General features: G+C 71.5%; 16 protein-coding genes. 13 read left to right on the top strand and 3 right to left on the bottom strand.

The features are described from left to right. Positions 1–540 (bottom strand): isopentenyl-diphosphate Delta-isomerase, encoded by a 540-nt coding sequence (idi, locus tag J3P30_RS05560; protein ID WP_210479955.1) that lies wholly within the window; start codon positions 538–540, stop codon positions 1–3. Between the two features lie 28 nt (positions 541–568). Here idi and J3P30_RS05555 point away from each other — a divergent pair, with 28 nt between their 5' ends. From J3P30_RS05555 to J3P30_RS05530, 6 genes are read left to right on the top strand one after another with little or no spacing between them, the layout of a single operon-like run. Beyond that, positions 569–1633, top strand: a complete 1065-nt coding sequence (locus tag J3P30_RS05555; protein WP_307807407.1) for a polyprenyl synthetase family protein — start codon at positions 569–571, stop codon at positions 1631–1633. Continuing rightward, positions 1630–2493 (top strand): squalene/phytoene synthase family protein, encoded by an 864-nt coding sequence (locus tag J3P30_RS05550; protein ID WP_307807406.1) that lies wholly within the window; start codon positions 1630–1632, stop codon positions 2491–2493. Before J3P30_RS05555 ends, J3P30_RS05550 begins: the two co-directional genes overlap by 4 nt. Continuing rightward, entirely contained in the window at positions 2490–4064 is a 1575-nt protein-coding gene (crtI, locus tag J3P30_RS05545; RefSeq protein ID WP_210479954.1) for a phytoene desaturase family protein, read from the top strand. Before J3P30_RS05550 ends, crtI begins: the two co-directional genes overlap by 4 nt. Then, the gene (locus J3P30_RS05540) at positions 4061–4381 is read left to right on the top strand and encodes a lycopene cyclase domain-containing protein (protein ID WP_210479953.1); all 321 of its coding nucleotides are present in this window, start codon (positions 4061–4063) and stop codon (positions 4379–4381) included. Before crtI ends, J3P30_RS05540 begins: the two co-directional genes overlap by 4 nt. Then, a complete protein-coding gene (locus tag J3P30_RS05535; RefSeq protein ID WP_210479952.1) occupies positions 4378–4695 on the top strand; it encodes a lycopene cyclase domain-containing protein in 318 nt (105 codons plus the stop codon). The genes J3P30_RS05540 and J3P30_RS05535 overlap by 4 nt, the downstream gene beginning before the upstream one ends. Further along, the gene (locus tag J3P30_RS05530) at positions 4688–5545 is read left to right on the top strand and encodes a prenyltransferase (RefSeq protein WP_210479951.1); all 858 of its coding nucleotides are present in this window, start codon (positions 4688–4690) and stop codon (positions 5543–5545) included. Before J3P30_RS05535 ends, J3P30_RS05530 begins: the two co-directional genes overlap by 8 nt. 91 nt (positions 5546–5636) lie before the next feature. On the opposite strand, the gene J3P30_RS05525 is transcribed toward J3P30_RS05530, so the two are convergent. Next, entirely contained in the window at positions 5637–7013 is a 1377-nt protein-coding gene (locus J3P30_RS05525; RefSeq protein ID WP_210479950.1) for an MFS transporter, read from the bottom strand. 237 nt (positions 7014–7250) lie between these two features. On the opposite strand from J3P30_RS05525, the gene dnaK reads away from it, so the two are divergent. The 7 genes from dnaK (at position 7251) to J3P30_RS05490 (ending at position 14181) form a co-directional block, all read left to right on the top strand. Then, positions 7251–9104: a molecular chaperone DnaK gene (gene dnaK, locus J3P30_RS05520; RefSeq protein WP_210479949.1), complete on the top strand. Its 1854-nt coding sequence runs from the start codon at positions 7251–7253 to the stop codon at positions 9102–9104. A gap of 3 nt (positions 9105–9107) precedes the next feature. Continuing rightward, positions 9108–9743 carry a nucleotide exchange factor GrpE gene (locus tag J3P30_RS05515; RefSeq protein WP_210479948.1) on the top strand — a complete coding sequence of 212 codons (636 nt, stop codon included), beginning with the start codon at positions 9108–9110 and terminating at the stop codon, positions 9741–9743. 25 nt (positions 9744–9768) lie between these two features. Beyond that, complete coding sequence (locus tag J3P30_RS05510; protein ID WP_210479947.1) at positions 9769–10755, top strand: DnaJ C-terminal domain-containing protein; 987 nt, start codon at positions 9769–9771, stop codon at positions 10753–10755. Positions 10756–10758: 3 nt separating this feature from the next. Beyond that, positions 10759–11187 carry a heat shock protein transcriptional repressor HspR gene (locus J3P30_RS05505; RefSeq protein ID WP_210479946.1) on the top strand — a complete coding sequence of 143 codons (429 nt, stop codon included), beginning with the start codon at positions 10759–10761 and terminating at the stop codon, positions 11185–11187. Positions 11188–11198: 11 nt separating this feature from the next. Beyond that, positions 11199–11483, top strand: coding sequence for an ATP-dependent Clp protease adapter ClpS (gene clpS / locus J3P30_RS05500; RefSeq protein ID WP_210479945.1), 285 nt, complete (start codon positions 11199–11201; stop codon positions 11481–11483). Further along, entirely contained in the window at positions 11480–11953 is a 474-nt protein-coding gene (locus tag J3P30_RS05495; RefSeq protein ID WP_210479944.1) for a DUF2017 family protein, read from the top strand. Before clpS ends, J3P30_RS05495 begins: the two co-directional genes overlap by 4 nt. Positions 11954–12015: 62 nt before the next feature. Further along, positions 12016–14181 carry an ATP-dependent Clp protease ATP-binding subunit gene (locus J3P30_RS05490; protein ID WP_210479943.1) on the top strand — a complete coding sequence of 722 codons (2166 nt, stop codon included), beginning with the start codon at positions 12016–12018 and terminating at the stop codon, positions 14179–14181. A 40-nt stretch (positions 14182–14221) separates the two neighbouring features. On the opposite strand, the gene J3P30_RS05485 is transcribed toward J3P30_RS05490, so the two are convergent. Further along, complete coding sequence (locus J3P30_RS05485) at positions 14222–14899, bottom strand: helix-turn-helix domain-containing protein (RefSeq protein WP_210479942.1); 678 nt, start codon at positions 14897–14899, stop codon at positions 14222–14224. Positions 14900–14997 lie beyond the last annotated feature (98 nt).

Here is a 14997-nt window from a genome sequence, read left to right as displayed (position 1 = left end):
TCAGCCCCTCCGCGCCGCGGCGGCCGCGAGCTCGGGCAGCTGAAGCGCCAGCCAGGGGCTGAACGCCCATCCGGCGCTCTCCACGGCGAGCGTGAGCGGGGCCTCGTCCACCCACTTCCACTCGACCACCTCCGCCGGGTCCGGTTCGACGTCGCCGCGGACGCGCGCCACGTAGACCGGGCACAGCTCGTGCTCGACGACCCCGGACGCGTCGACCGCGCGGTAGCGGAAGTGCGGCAGCACCAGCTCGAGGTCGTCCAGCTCGATGCCGAGCTCCTGGCGAGCGCGGCGGATCACGGCCTCGGTCACGTCCTCGCCGGGGGCGGGGTGACCGCAGAACGAGTTCGTCCACACTCCCGGCCAGGTGCGCTTGGAGAGCGCGCGACGCGTCACGAGGATCTTGCCTCGCCCGTCCCGGACGTGGCAGGAGAAGGCGAGGTGCAGGGGTGTCTCGGCGCTGTGGACGCTGCTCTTCGGCGCCTCGCCGATGGGCCGCCCCTCGTCGTCGACGAGGACGACGAGCTCCTCGATCGGATTCATCTGGATCACCGTATGTCACACTGACCGGGTGGAAGCGTCCCCGGGGGCCGGTGCCATCGCCGGCCGGCTCGAGGCGGTGGACGCCGTCCTCGAGAGCTTCTTCAGACTGGCCGGGGCACGGGCACGCGAGATCGGTGCCGCCTACGGCGCCCTGTGGTCCACGCTCGAGAGCAGCACGGTCGGCGGGAAGCGACTCCGTCCCCGGCTCGTCCTCGACGCCTACGAGGGATTCGGGGGCAGGAACGGCGACGCGGCCGCGCATGTCGCCGCCGCGTTCGAGCTCCTGCACACGGCCCTCATCGTCCACGACGACGTCATCGACCGCGACTTCACGCGTCGCGGGACGACCAACGTCTCCGGCCACTACCGCGATGACGCCACGACTGCGGGGATCCCGATCCCGACCGCCGAGCACCGCGGCATGTCGACCGCGATCATCGCCGGCGACCTCGCGCTCACGGGCGCCTATCGGGTGATCGACCACGACGGGCTCCCGCCTCGGCTGAGGGAGCGGATGCTGCGGCTCCTCGACGACGCCGTCTTCTCGTCGGCCGCCGGAGAGCTCATGGACGTCGACTTCTCGATCTCGGCCACGGTCCCGACCGTGGAGGAGGTCGTCGAGATGGAGCGGCTGAAGACCGCGGTGTACACGTTCGAGGCGCCGCTGCAGGCCGGCGCGATGCTGGCGGGCGCGGCCGATCACCACCAGCGGGCGCTCGGCGAGTTCGGCCGCAGCCTCGGCATCGCGTACCAGGCGACGGACGACCTGCTCGGCGTGTTCGGGGACGAGCGGGAGACCGGCAAGAGCACGCACGGGGACCTCCGCGAGGGCAAGCGGACCGTCCCGATCGCCTTCGCGGCGACGACGGATGCGTGGCCGGGCATACATCGGTACCTGGGCAAGTCCGACCTCGCTGCCGAGGAGGCCGAGCAGGTCCGCGCCGCGCTCTCCGCGTGCGGTGCCGAGACCTTCACGCGGGGCCTCGCGGCGCGGATGGCGGAGGAGGCGCTCCGCGCCCTGGACCGCCTCCCGGCGCCCGTGGCGGAGAGGCTCGCCCCGCTCGCGGCAGAAGCCCGGGACCGCGTCCGGTGACCCCGCTCGAGCTTTACGACCGGGCGGCCGAGGACGCCGCAGGGACCGTCCTGCGGCGCTACTCGACCTCGTTCGGGATGGCGTCCCGACTGCTCGGCTCGCGGAGCCGGATCGACATCGGCAACATCTACGCGCTGGTCCGGGTCGCCGACGAGATCGTCGACGGCGTCGCGTCGGCCGCCGGTCTCGGCCTCGACGAGGTGTCGCGGCACCTCGACGCGCTCGAAGCCGACGTGGAGCAGGCGCTGCGCACCGGCTACTCGGTCAACCTCATCGTGCACGCCTTCGCCCGCACCGCGCGCCGCACCGGCATCGGGACCGATCTCACGGCTCCGTTCTTCGCGTCCATGCGCGCCGACCTCAGCGCCACCGAGCACACGGACGAGTCCTTCGCGGCCTACGTCTACGGGTCCGCGGAGGTGGTCGGGCTCATGTGCCTCGCCGTCTTCCTCGACGGCCGCGAGCCGCGGGAGCGCGAGCGGCTCGAGCGGGGAGCGCGTGCGCTCGGCGCGGCGTTCCAGAAGGTCAACTTCCTGCGCGACCTCTCCGCCGACTTCGGCGCGCTCGGCCGCAGCTACTTCCCGGGGGTGCGCGTGAGCGAGTTCGACGAGGACGCCAAGGACCGCCTGCTCGACGACCTGGACCGCGACCTGGAGGAGGCCGCCTCGGTGATCCCGCTGCTTCCGCGCCGGCATCGCCGGGCGGTCGCCGCCGCGCACGGGCTGTTCGCGGAGCTGTCGAGGCGGCTGCGCCGCACGCCGGCCGCGTTGATCGCGGCCGAGCGCGTGAGCGTTCCGCAGCTCGTCAAGGTCCGTGTCCTCGCGGCGAGCCTGGCCGCAGCACCGGGACGCCGAGCGTGAGGGAGCGCGCGGCCGTCATCGGGGGAGGGGTGAGCGGCCTCGCGACGGCCGCCCTGCTCGCCCGGGAGGGGTACGACGTCACGCTCCTCGAGGCGCGCGACCGCCTCGGGGGACGCGCGAGCATGCTCGAGCTCGACGGCTTCCGGTTCGACGAGGGCCCGTCCTGGTACCTGATGCCCGAGGTGTTCGACCACTTCTACCGCTTGATGGGCACCAGCGCCGAGGAGCAGCTCGACCTGGTGCGCCTCGACCCCGGGTACGACATCCTCTACGAGCCCCGGGACGGTGAGCCGGCGGAGCGACTCCGCGTGGGGGCGACCCGGGCGGAGAACGTCGCGCTGTTCGAGAGCGTGGAGCCCGGTGCCGGTCGTGCCCTGGAGGAGTACCTCGACTCGGCCGCCGAGGTGTACCGCCTCGCCAAGGAGCGCTTCCTCTACACGACCTTCGCGGACCTCCGGCCCGTCTTCTCGGGTGAGGTGCGCGGCTCGCTCGGCCGCCTGCTCGGGCTGCTGACCCGGCCCCTGGACGCGTTCGTCGCGCGGCGGTTCCGCGATCCGCGGCTCCGCCAACTGCTCGGCTACCCGGCCGTGTTCCTCGGCTCCTCGCCGTTCGCGACGCCGAGCATGTACCACCTCATGAGCCACCTCGATCTCGAGGACGGCGTCCTATACCCTCGGGGCGGGCTGGTGCGGGTGATCGAGACGATCGCCGGCCTCGCCGAGTCGGCGGGGGTCACGATCCGCACCTCCGCCCGGGTGACCGAGATCGTGACGAAGCCGATCGGCCGCGCCCGCCCGAGCGTCATCGGCGTCCGCGTCCGGGACGCCGAGGGCCGGGAGGAGCTGATCCCCGCGGGCACCGTCGTCGCCGCGTGCGACCTCCATGCCGTCGAGACGCGGCTGCTTCCCCCGGAGCTGCGCACCTACCCGGAGTCCTGGTGGCGTCGGCGGGTGCCCGGCCCGGGCGCACTCCTGCTGCACCTCGGCGTGCGGGGCGAGCTGCCTCGGCTCGGGCACCACACGCTGCTCTTCGCCAAGGACTGGCGGGCCAACTTCGACGCGATCTTCGGCCGCGACCCGTCCATTCCCGATCCGGCATCCCTCTACGTCTGCAAGCCGAGCGCGACGGATCCGTCGGTCGCGCCGCCCGGCTACGAGAACGTGTTCGTTCTGGTCCCCGTCCCCGCGGATCCCGCGATCGGCCACGGCGGCGACGAGCGGGTGGAACGCCTCGGCGACCTCGTGCTCGAGCAGATCGCCCGCTGGGCGGACATCCCGGACCTCGCCTCCCGCGTCGTGCTGCGTCGCACTATCGCCCCCGGTGACCTCGCCGACCGCATCGGCGCGTGGCGGGGGAGTGCGCTGGGCCCGGCGCACACGCTGCGGCAGAGCGCCTTCTTCCGGGCCGGCAACGTCAGCAAGAGGGTCACCGGTCTGGTCTACGCGGGCGGGTCCACGATCCCCGGCATCGGGCTGCCGATGTGCCTCATCAGCGCCGAGCTCGTGGTCAAGCGCCTCCGCGGCGACGTCTCCGCCGGACCCCTGCCGGAGCCGCTCGGGGCTCCGGCGTGAGCGTCCTGTATCTCGCCGCGCTGCTCGTCTCGCTCGCCTGCATGGTCCTGCTCGATGTCCGGTTCCGGCTGTTCTTCGCGAGGGACGCCCGCACGGCGGCGATCGTGCTCGTGGCCGGGATGCTCTTCTTCCTCGCCTGGGACCTCGCGGGCATCGGCCTCGGGATCTTCTTCCGGGGCGGGTCGCCCCTGCTCACCGGCGTGATGCTCGCCCCGGAGCTGCCGCTCGAGGAGGTCTTCTTCCTGGCGCTGCTCTGCTACGTCAGCATGAACGCCTTCGCGGGAGCCGCCCTGCTGCTCGAGAGGAGGACGCGGTGACCTATCTGCTGCTCAACGCCGTCTTCCTCGTCCTGCCCGTCGCCCTGCTGGTCGCGGCCCTGGTGGTGGCGAAGCGCCGCGGCAGGGGGAGGGCGCCGATCGGTGCGGCGATCGGACTCGCGCTCGCCGTGGTCCTCGTCCTCACCGCGGTGTTCGACAACGTCCTCATCGGGCTCGGGATCTTCTACTACGCCGAGGACCGGATCAGCGGCCTGCGCATCGGCCTCGCCCCCGTCGAGGACTTCGCGTACGCCGTCGCCGCCGCGATCGCGCTGCCCTCGCTGTGGGTGCTCCTGCGGAGGGCGCGTGCTTAGGGCGCTGCTGCTCTCGTCGCGCCCGCTCTCGTGGGTGAACACCGCCTACCCCTTCGCCGCGGCATACGTCCTCACCGCGGGCCGCGTCGACGCGGCGATGATCGTCGGCACCCTGTACTTCCTCATCCCGTACAACCTGGCGATGTACGGCATCAACGACGTGTTCGACTACGAGTCCGACCTGCGGAACCCGCGGAAGGGCGGCGTCGAGGGCGCCGTGCTGGACCGCCGCCTGCACCGGGCGACGCTCTGGGCGGTCGTCGTGACGAACGTGCCGTTCCTCGTCGTCCTCGTCCTCCTCGGCGGGCCGGCCTCCTGGGTGGCGCTCGCCGTCAGCCTGTTCGCGGTGCTCGCCTACAGCGCGCCGGTCCTCCGGTTCAAGGAGCGGCCCTTCCTCGACTCGGTGACCTCGAGCACGCACTTCGTGAGCCCGGCGGTGTACGGACTCGCGCTCGCCGGAGCCGCGTCGACGCCGGCCCTGATCGCCCTCCTGGCGGCGTTCTTCCTCTGGGGCGTCGCCAGTCACGCATTCGGGGCGGTGCAGGACGTCGCGGCCGATCGCGCGGGCGGGATCGCGTCGGTCGCCACGGTCATCGGGGCCCGCCGGACCGTGCTGCTCGCGCTCGCCGCCTACCTGGCCGCGGGCATGCTGCTCCTGCTCACCGACTGGCCGGGACCGCTCGCCGCGGTCCTCGCCCTCCCGTACGCGCTCAACGTGGTCCCGTTCCTGCGCGTGACGGATGTGAACGCCGAGCGCGCGAACGCCGGGTGGCGCCGCTTCCTGTGGCTCAACTACGCGGTCGGCTTCCCGGTCACCCTCCTGCTGATCTGGTACGCCGCCCTCCGCTGACCCCGCGCGACCCTCGAGATGCCACTTGGTGTCCCCATTCCGCCCGGATGGGAGCACCAGGTGGCATTTCGAGGGCCCGAGGCGGCAAGGGTCAGCGGGCGGGGGAGGGGACCCGCACCAGGAGCATGAGGACGAGGCCCGCGAGCAGCACTGCGACGATCCCGAGGATGCCGAACGCGGTCACTCCGGACACCGCGATGAGGAGGGTCCACAGGGCCGGGGCCAGGAACGACGCCGCGCGGCCCGTCGTGGCGTACAGGCCGAAGACCTCGCCCTCCCGGCCCGCCGGCGTCACCCGCGCGAGGAAGGAGCGGCTCGCCGACTGGGCCGGGCCGACGAAGAGGCACAGGATGAGGCCGCCCACCCAGAACACGACGTCGCCGAGGTCGCGCAGGGCGAACACGGCGAGGCCGGCGACGACGAGGCCGACGAGCGAGCCCACGATCACCGTCTTCGGCCCCAGTCGGTCGTCGAGCGGACCGGAGGCGATCGTCGCGATCCCCGCGACCAGGTTCGCGGCGATGCCGAACACGACGACCTCGAGGAAGCCGAAGCCGTAGACCGCGGAGGCGATCACCGCGCCGTACGTGAAGACGCCTGCGAGGCCGTCGCGGAAGACCGCGCTCGCGAGGAGGAACCAGAACGTCGTGCGGGACGAGCGCCACAGCCCCGCGATGTGCCGGGCGAGGAGCACGTAGCTGCGGGCGAAGCCCACCCGCTCGGCCTGCTCGGCGGGCGGCAGCTCGGGCACCGTGAGGAAGATGGGGATCGCGAACAGCGCGGTCCAGAGGGCGCAGCCGAGCGCGACCATCCGGAAGGGGAGGCCGGCGTCCTCGGGCAGTCCGAACCAGTCCGCCGAGTACGCGATCACGACGAGGACGAGCGCGAGGATCCCGCCCAGGTAGCCGAAGCCCCAGCCGAGGCCGCTGACCCTGCCGACGGTCCGCGGCGTCGACACCTGCACGAGCATCGCGTTGTAGTGGACGCCCGCGATCTCGCTGAAGACGCTGCCGATCGCGACGAGGGACACCCCGAGCGCGAAGTACGCCGGGGCGCCCTGGACGAAGAACAGGGAGGCCATCGCCGCGACGAGGAGACCCGTGCTGATCGCGAGGGAGCGCTTCCGCCGTCCCGTGCCGTCGCTGCGCTGGCCGAGCACCGGAGCCAGGAGGGCCACGATGACACCGGCGATCGTGCCGGCGAGTCCCAGACCGCTCGCGAGGCCCGCGATGGCGGCCTCGTAGGCGGGGTCCCCCTCGCCGAGCGCGGCGACCTCGGGATCCAGGAATACGTCGGTCGTCAGGTACAGCGCCGTGAAGATGAAGGTGAGGATCACGGACTGGAACGGCTGGGCCGCCCAGTCCCAGAGCGCCCACGCCAGCACCTGGCGGCGGGGGATCGTCCGCCCCTCCTGCAGCTCGAGCCCGGTCGTCGCGGTGGCCGCCTCGCCCCGCGCGGATGTCGTCATGCGCTCAACGTAGCCGCGGAGGGCGGACCGTCCGCGATCGCCCTGCCCCACGTCCGGGGGCGGATGCGGATGGGCGCCGGACGATTGAGTCCACTAGGCTCAACCCCGGTCCACATCAAGTTGACACCCTTCCTCCTGGGAATAAACTTGAGCCGCGGCGACTCAACTAGACCGTAGGCTTCGACCGGGGAACCGGAGCGGCTCCCCGAACGCAACACACAGGAGAAACGACAACACATGGCACGCGCAGTAGGCATCGACCTCGGCACCACCAACTCCGTGGTCTCCGTCCTCGAGGGTGGCGAGCCCGTCGTCATCGCGAACGCGGAAGGCTCCCGCACCACCCCCTCGGTGGTGGCGTTCACCAAGGACGGCGACGTCCTCGTCGGCGAGACGGCGAAGCGTCAGGCGGTGACCAACGTCGACCGGACCATCTCGTCCGTGAAGCGTCACATGGGCACCAGCTGGACCACGGAGATCGACGGCAAGCGGTACACCCCGCAGGAGATCTCGGCCCGCATCCTCGCCAAGCTCAAGCGGGACGCGGAGCAGTACCTCGGCGACACCGTCACCGACGCGGTGATCACCGTCCCGGCGTACTTCAACGACGCCGAGCGGCAGGCGACCAAGGAGGCGGGCGAGATCGCCGGCCTCAATGTCCTCCGCATCATCAACGAGCCCACCGCGGCGGCGCTCGCGTACGGCCTCGACAAGGGCCGTGAGGACGAGCTGATCCTCGTCTTCGACCTCGGTGGCGGCACGTTCGACGTCTCCCTGCTCGAGGTGGGCAAGGACGACGACTTCTCGACCATCCAGGTGCGCGCGACGGCCGGTGACAACCGCCTCGGTGGCGACGACTGGGACCAGCGCGTCGTCGAGTGGCTGATCCAGCGCTTCAAGGAGACGACGGGCGTCGACGTCTCGAAGGACAAGATCGCGCTGCAGCGCCTCAAGGAGGCCGCCGAGCAGGCGAAGAAGGAGCTGTCGAGCTCGACGACCACGAGCATCCAGCTGCCCTACCTGTCCCTCACCGAGAACGGCCCCGCGAACCTCGACGAGACGCTCACCCGCGCCAAGTTCGAGGACCTCACGAAGGACCTGCTCGACCGCACCAAGAAGCCGTTCCAGGACGTCATCCGGGAGGCCGGCATCAAGGTCGCCGACATCGCCCACGTCGTCCTCGTCGGCGGCTCCACCCGCATGCCCGCGGTGAGCAACCTCGTCAAGGAGGAGACCGGCAAGGAGCCCAACAAGGGCGTCAACCCGGACGAGGTCGTCGCCGTCGGCGCCGCCCTGCAGGCCGGCGTCCTGCGCGGTGAGCGCAAGGACGTCCTCCTCATCGACGTCACCCCGCTGTCGCTCGGCATCGAGACCAAGGGCGGGATCATGACGAAGCTGATCGACCGCAACACCGCGATCCCGACTAAGCGCAGCGAGACCTTCACGACCGCGGACGACAACCAGCCGTCCGTCGCGATCCAGGTCTTCCAGGGCGAGCGCGAGTTCACCCGTGACAACAAGCCGCTCGGCACCTTCGAGCTGACCGGCATCGCCCCGGCCCCCCGCGGCGTCCCGCAGATCGAGGTCACCTTCGACATCGACGCGAACGGCATCGTGCACGTGTCCGCGAAGGACAAGGGCACGGGCAAGGAGCAGTCGATGACGATCACCGGCGGCTCCTCGCTGCCGAAGGAGGACATCGAGCGCATGGTCCGCGAGGCCGAGGAGCACGCCGCGGAGGACAAGCGCCGCCGCGAGGCCGCCGAGGTCCGCAACAACGCCGAGCAGCTCGTCTACTCGATCGACAAGCTCATCAAGGACAACGAGGACAAGCTCCCCGAGGACGTCAAGTCCGAGGTCCAGGGCGACGTCGACAGCTTGAAGAGCGCGCTCGCCGGGGACGACGACGCGGCCGTGAAGACCGCGTTCGACCGCCTCTCCGAGAGCCAGACCAAGCTGGGCCAGGCCATCTACTCGTCCGCGCAGGCCGGCCCCGCGTCGGCGGGTGACGGCGGCTCCTCGGCCGGCGCGTCCGACGACGACGTCGTCGACGCCGAGGTCGTGGACGAGGACGAGGACAGCAAGAGGTAGTCCATGGCCGACAAGGATGACGAGAAGCAGCCGGAGCCGGAGGGTCGCGCGGAGAACCCGCGCGACCCCTCCGGGGGACCGGAGTTCGTGTCGATGGAGGGACCGGATATCGAGACCCCGACGGGCGAGAACGGCGGTGACGACGCGTTCTCGCCGGAGGACCTCTCCTTCCTGGAGGACGTCTCCGCCGGGACGGCGGCCGGCTCGACCGCCCCGACCGAGCAGGTCGACGAGCACCTCGCGGACCTGAAGCGCGTCAGCGCGGAGTACGCGAACTACCGCCGGCGCACGGAGGCCAACCGCCAGATCGAGCGCGACCGCGCGGTCGGTGACGTAGTGCGCCTGCTGCTTCCGGTGCTCGACGACCTCGACAGGGCGGAGAAGCACGGTGACCTCACCGAGGGCGGCCCGCTCACGACGATCGCGCAGAAGCTGCGCGCGAGCGTCGAGCGGATCGGGCTCGTCGGCTTCGGCGAGGCGGGCGAGAGCTTCGACCCCGCCCACCACGAGGCGCTCTTCCAGAAGCCGAACCCCGAGGTGACCGCGCCCACCGTGGCCGACGTCATCGAGCGGGGCTACCGCATCGGCGACGTGACGCTGCGGGCGGCCAAGGTCGTCGTCGACACCCCGGCCGACTGACGGCTCCAGAGAGGGGATTGCAGAATTGGCAAGCCAGGACTGGTTCGACAAGGACTTCTACAAGGTGCTCGGCGTCGGGAAGGACGCCGACGAGGCGAGCCTGAAGAAGGCGTACCGGAAGCTGGCGCGGCAGTTCCACCCCGACTCCAACCCGGGGAACGCGGCCGCTGAGGCGAAGTTCAAGGAGATCAGCGAGGCCTACTCGGTGCTCTCCGACTCCCAGCAGCGGCGGGAGTACGACCAGATCCGCGCGATGGGGTCCGGAGCCCGGTTCGCGGCGGGCGGCACCGGCCAGGGCGGCTTCGAGGACGTCTTCGGCGGCATGTTCGCCGGAAGCGGCGGAGGCCGTCGCGGCGCCTACTCGAACGGCAACTTCGACGACATCTTCAGCATGTTCGGCGGGGGTGGGGGCGGCTTCGGCCAGCCGACCGGCGGCTTCCGCGGGTTCGGCGGCCCCACCCCCGGCCGGGACGTCACGGCGAGCACGACGATCGACTTCGTCACCGCGACCAAGGGCGACACCGTGCGCCTGCAGGGCGCGGACGGCCGTCCCCTCAACGTCAAGATCCCGGCCGGCGTCCAGGACGGGCAGAAGATCAAGCTCCGCGGCAAGGGCGAGCCCAGCCCGGACGGCGGTGAGCCCGGCGACCTCGTGCTGACCGTCGCCGTGCGCAAGCACCCCGTGTTCGAGCGGGAGGGCCTCGACCTCAAGGTCGCCGTGCCCGTCACGTTCGCCGAGGCCGCGCTCGGGGCGACCATCGAGGTCCCGACCCTCGGCGGCGAGCCGGTGCGGCTCAAGGTGGCACCCGGCACCTCGAGCGGCAAGGTCCTGCGCGTCAAGGACCGCGGGGTCTCCACCTCGAAGGGGACGGGCGACCTGCTCGCCCGCATCGAGGTCGTGGTCCCGGCCCGGCTCACACCGGAGCAGCGGGAGCTGCTCGAGAAGTTCGTCGCCGCCGGCCCCGCCGAGAATCCCCGGAGGGAGCTGCTCGAGCGCGCGAGGGGGGTCTGACGCATGCAGCCGGAGGAGATGGCCAACACGCCGCTCTTCGCGATCGCGGTGGCGGCGGAGCTCGCCGGCATGCATCCGCAGACCCTCCGTCAGTACGACCGGATCGGCCTCGTGTCGCCCCGGCGCACGGCCGGGAAGTCGCGACGGTACTCGATGCGGGACGTGGCGCAGCTGCGCGAGGTCGCCCGCCTGGGGGCCGAGGGGGTCAGCCTCGAGGGCATCCGCCGGATCCTCGAGCTGGAGAACGAGGTGACCGCGCTGCGGGACCGCGTCCGGGAGCTCGAGTCCGCCCTCGCCGACGAGCTCCTGCGTCGTCCCGGCCGGCGGGTCTTCGCGGTCGGCGACGACGGCGTGACGCCGCTGCGCGCCGGGATGCGCACGAGCCGCAGGACCGAGCTCATGGTGTGGCGGCCCGGCGGACCCGTGGAGTGAGGGGCGGCGACATGGCGGACGTGCTCGAGGAGATTCGCACCGAGGAGGATCTCCGCCTCGGCCCGCCGTGGGACACCGTCGTGTGGGACGACCCGGTCAACCTCATGACCTACGTCACGTGGGTCTTCCGCACCCACTTCGGCTATCCGAAGCCCGAGGCGCAGCGGCTCATGCTGCAGGTGCACCACGAGGGATCCGCGGTGGTCGCGACCGGGAGCCGCGAGGCCATGGAGCGCCACGTGGAGGCCATGCACGGCTACGGCCTGCTCGCGACCCTCCGGCCGGTCGAGCGGTGAGCGGCTTCGCTCCCGCCGGCGACGGCGTCCAGCGCACGTTCCGCCCGTGGGAGCGCCGCCTGCTCCAGGACCTCTGCGGCGACCTGACCGTGCTGCTCGGCGCGGCCGACCAGGCGCCCGGAGACCGCGCGCTGCTGCGGCTGCTCCCCACCGCCTACCCGGAGGACCGCGAGGCGGCGCGCGAGTTCTCGAGCTTCGCCCGGCCCCGGCTGACCCGGGTCAAGGTCGAGTCCGCCGAGGCGATGCTCGAGGATCTCGGCTCCCCGGATCCGGTCCGGCTGCCTCCCGAGCGGGTTGCGCTGTGGCTGCGGGGACTGACCGACCTGCGGCTGGTGCTCGCGGAGCGGTCGGCGGTCGACCCCGATCCCGCCCTCCGGGAGATCTCCGACTGGCTCGGCTGGCTCCTGTCCGACCTGCTCGACGTGCTCGACGGTTCCGAACAGGACCTGGCCGAGCCGAGCTCGGAATAAACTTGAGTCGCGACGACTCAACTACTGTGACAGACTTTCCCTGAACCCCGAAGAGGAGAACAATGGCGAACTTCCAGGGTGCGCGGCAGCAAGAGGAGCAGCAGAGCGCGCTCGAGCAGTACGGCATCAACCTGACCGAGGTCGCCCGCAGCGGCAAGCTCGACCCGGTCATCGGCCGCGATGCCGAGATCCGGCGCGTGAGCCAGGTGCTCACCCGCCGCACCAAGAACAACCCCGTGCTCATCGGTGAGCCGGGCGTCGGCAAGACCGCGGTCGTCGAGGGCCTCGCCCAGCGCATCGTCGCGGGCGACGTCGCGGACTCGCTCAAGAACAAGCAGCTCGTGATGCTCGACATCTCGGCCCTCATCGCCGGTGCGAAGTACCGGGGCGAGTTCGAGGAGCGGCTCAAGGCCGTCCTGAAGGAGATCAACGAGTCGAACGGCCAGATCATCACCTTCATCGACGAGCTCCACACCCTCATGGGTGCCGGCGGCGGCGAGGGCTCGGTCGCGGCGGCGAACATGCTGAAGCCCATGCTCGCGCGCGGTGAGCTCAGGATGATCGGGGCGACGACGCTCAACGAGTACCGCGAGTACATCGAGAAGGACGCCGCGCTCGAGCGGCGCTTCCAGCAGGTCTACGTGGGCGAGCCGAGCGTCGAGGACACCGTCGCGATCCTCCGCGGACTGAAGGAGCGGTACGAGGCGCACCACAAGGTGTCCATCGCGGACTCCGCCCTCGTCGCCGCGGCATCCCTGTCCCACCGCTACATCACCGCGCGCCAGCTGCCCGACAAGGCCATCGACCTCATCGACGAGGCCGCGTCCCGGCTGCGCATGGAGATCGACTCCGCCCCCGTCGAGATCGACGAGCTCCGCCGCTCCGTCGACCGCCTGAAGCTCGAGGAGCTCGCCCTCAAGCGCGAGAAGGACGAGGCCTCCAAGGCCCGGCTCGAGAAGCTCCGCGCGGACCTCGCGGACCGGCAGGAGCGGCTGAAGGCCCTCGAGGCGCGGTGGGAGCGCGAGCGCGCCGACCTGAACCGGGTCGGAAACCTCAAGGAGAAGGTCGACAACCTCCGCATCCGCGCCGAGCGGGCGCAGCGCGAGGGCGACCTGGAGGAGGCGTCCCGCCTGCTCTACGGCGAGATCCCGGTCATCGAGCGGGAGCTCCGCGAGGCCGAGCAGGCCGAGGAGAACCCGGACGAGCCGCGGATGGTCAACGATCAGGTGACGGACGAGGACATCGCCGCGGTCGTCGCCGCCTGGACCGGCATCCCGATGGGCCGCCTGCTGCAGGGCGAGACGGAGAAGCTGCTGAGCCTCGAGGCCGAGATCGGCCGCCGGCTCATCGGCCAGCGTCGCGCCGTCGCCGCGGTGGCGGATGCCATCCGGCGCAGCCGGGCGGGCATCTCCGACCCCAGCCGGCCGACCGGATCCTTCCTGTTCCTGGGGCCGACCGGTGTCGGCAAGACGGAGCTCGCGCGGGCGCTCGCGGAGTTCCTCTTCGACGACGAGAAGGCCATGGTCCGCATCGACATGAGCGAGTACGGGGAGAAGTTCTCCGTGTCGCGCCTCGTCGGCGCCCCTCCCGGGTACGTGGGCTACGACCAGGGCGGCCAGCTGACGGAGGCCGTGCGCCGGCGTCCCTACTCGGTGATCCTGTTCGACGAGGTCGAGAAGGCGCATCCCGAGGTGTTCGACGTGCTGCTCCAGGTCCTCGACGACGGCCGACTCACCGACGGCCAGGGCCGGACGGTCGACTTCCGGAACACGATCCTGATCCTCACGTCGAACCTCGGCAGCCAGTACCTCGTCGACCCCTCGGTCCCCGCCGAGCAGAAGGAGGCGGCGGTCCAGGCGCTCGTGCGACAGACGTTCAAGCCGGAGTTCATCAACCGGCTCGACGACATCGTCGTGTTCTCCGCCCTCACGCCTGAGGACCTCGGGCAGATCGTCGAGCTGTACATCGACCGGCTCGAGCGCCGGCTCGGCGACCGCCGGCTGCAGCTCGCGGTCACGCCGGACGCGCGGGCCTGGCTGGCCGACCGCGGCTACGACCCGATCTACGGGGCCCGGCCGCTGCGCCGCCTCATGCAGCAGGAGATCGACGACCGGCTCGCGCGGGCCCTCCTCGCGGGCGAGGTCCGGGACGGGGACACCGTGCGGGTGGATGTGGCGCCCGGAGGCGACGCGCTCGCCGTCGGCCGCTTCGAGTTCGCGCAGGCCTGATCCAGCCGAAGCCCCGGGTCCTTCGGGACCGGGGGCTTCGTCATGTCTGCGAGCCCCCCGCCTCGTGGACGATCAGCCAGGTGGCGACGGCGGGCTCGTCGTGCCTGTTGCCGATGCGGTGGGGCAGCTCGCACGGGAAGGTGATGGAGTCGCCCGGCCCGAGCTCGACGGTCCCGTCCGGGAACTGGATGGTGAGCGTCCCGCTCGTCACGGTGCCCACCTCGTACCCGCTGTGGGTGATCCGCTCGTGGCTCCCGCCCGCGTGCACGCCGGGGGGATACGTCGACTCGAAGAAGTCGACGCCGCGCGTCGACGTGGGCGCGAGGCTCCGGAAGAGGACTCCCCCGTCGAGCTCGACGGGAGCGGCCGCACCTCGCGAGAGCACATAGCCGGACGCCGCCGCGGGCTCCGACGGCGTCGCGTGCGCCGGAGTCGCCGACGCGTCGAACACGTCGCTGAGGTTCGCCTCCATGGCCGTGACCATGGCGAGCAGCCGGTTGACCGACGGGGTCATGAGGCCGCGCTCGATCTGCGAGACCGCGCTCGCGGAGATGCCGAGCCGTCGTCCGAGCTCGCGGACGGAGAGCCCGCGCAGCTCCCGCAGCGCGCGGAGCCGGCTCCCGAGCTGCTCCGGGTCGAAGCCGTCCATCGGCGAGGGACGGGACTCGAGCACCTCGGCCCTTCCGGGCGGCGCCTCTGATCGTCCCGCGATGGTCACCGTGCAAGTTTCACACGGCGGTTACATGCGGGAAATCTCCGGCGAAGTGTTAACCCATAGGTTCACAGAGTCGTCACGTCCCCGCACGTCCCACTCTG

It is taken from the genome of Naasia sp. SYSU D00948 (genome assembly GCF_017916515.1).
In the GTDB taxonomy this organism is placed as follows: Bacteria; Actinomycetota; Actinomycetes; order Actinomycetales; family Microbacteriaceae; genus Naasia.
Note: the sequence above shows the minus strand (reverse complement) of the source record. Positions and strands in the feature narration are given on the sequence as shown.

Coding starts and splice junctions, on each gene's coding strand:
- idi (WP_210479955.1), bottom strand. CDS start 540: ATGAATCCGATCGAGGAGCTCGTCGTCCTCGTCGACGACGAGGGGCGG.
- J3P30_RS05525 (WP_210479950.1), bottom strand. CDS start 7,013: ATGACGACATCCGCGCGGGGCGAGGCGGCCACCGCGACGACCGGGCTC.
- dnaK (WP_210479949.1), top strand. CDS start 7,251: ATGGCACGCGCAGTAGGCATCGACCTCGGCACCACCAACTCCGTGGTC.
- J3P30_RS05515 (WP_210479948.1), top strand. CDS start 9,108: ATGGCCGACAAGGATGACGAGAAGCAGCCGGAGCCGGAGGGTCGCGCG.
- J3P30_RS05505 (WP_210479946.1), top strand. CDS start 10,759: ATGCAGCCGGAGGAGATGGCCAACACGCCGCTCTTCGCGATCGCGGTG.
- clpS (WP_210479945.1), top strand. CDS start 11,199: ATGGCGGACGTGCTCGAGGAGATTCGCACCGAGGAGGATCTCCGCCTC.
- J3P30_RS05490 (WP_210479943.1), top strand. CDS start 12,016: ATGGCGAACTTCCAGGGTGCGCGGCAGCAAGAGGAGCAGCAGAGCGCG.